Source organism: Streptomyces sp. NRRL S-495 (assembly GCF_000966955.1).
GTDB lineage: Bacteria > Actinomycetota > Actinomycetes > Streptomycetales > Streptomycetaceae > Kitasatospora > Kitasatospora purpeofusca.
In genome coordinates this window covers 1-408 of record NZ_JZWY01000813.1, presented here as the reverse complement: position 1 = coordinate 408, position 408 = coordinate 1, and the positions used below count along the sequence as shown (strand labels likewise).

The window sequence follows — 408 nt, the reverse complement described above, 5'->3', positions numbered from 1 at the left end:
CGCCGAGCCGGTGCAGGGCGACGTCCATCAGCACCTGGTCGAAGGCCCGGTTGAGGAAGGTCGCGTAGACCGCCACCACGGGGTGCAGTCCGCCGGTGGCCAGGCCGGCCGCGCTGGTGACGGCGTGCTGCTCGGCGATGCCGACGTCGAAGGTGCGCTCCGGGTACGCCTTGGCGAACTTCGCCAGGCCCACCGGCTGCAGCATGGCGGCGGTGATCGCCACCACGTCCGGGCGTTCGGCGCCGACGGCCAGCAGCTCGTCGCCGAACACCGAGGTCCAGGAGACGCCGGTGCTGGGCGAGATCGGCAGGCAGGTGTAGGGGTCGATCGGGTTGACGGCGTGGAAGCGGTCCGCCTCGTCCTGTTCGGCGGGCCGGTAGCCGCGGCCCTTGACGGTGAGGCAGTGCA

1 pseudogene is annotated in these 408 nt (G+C 72.3%); it reads right to left on the bottom strand.

From position 1 onward, the window contains the following. A pseudogene (locus VR45_RS33985) lies at positions 1-408 on the bottom strand (1-deoxy-D-xylulose-5-phosphate synthase); the annotation flags it as partial.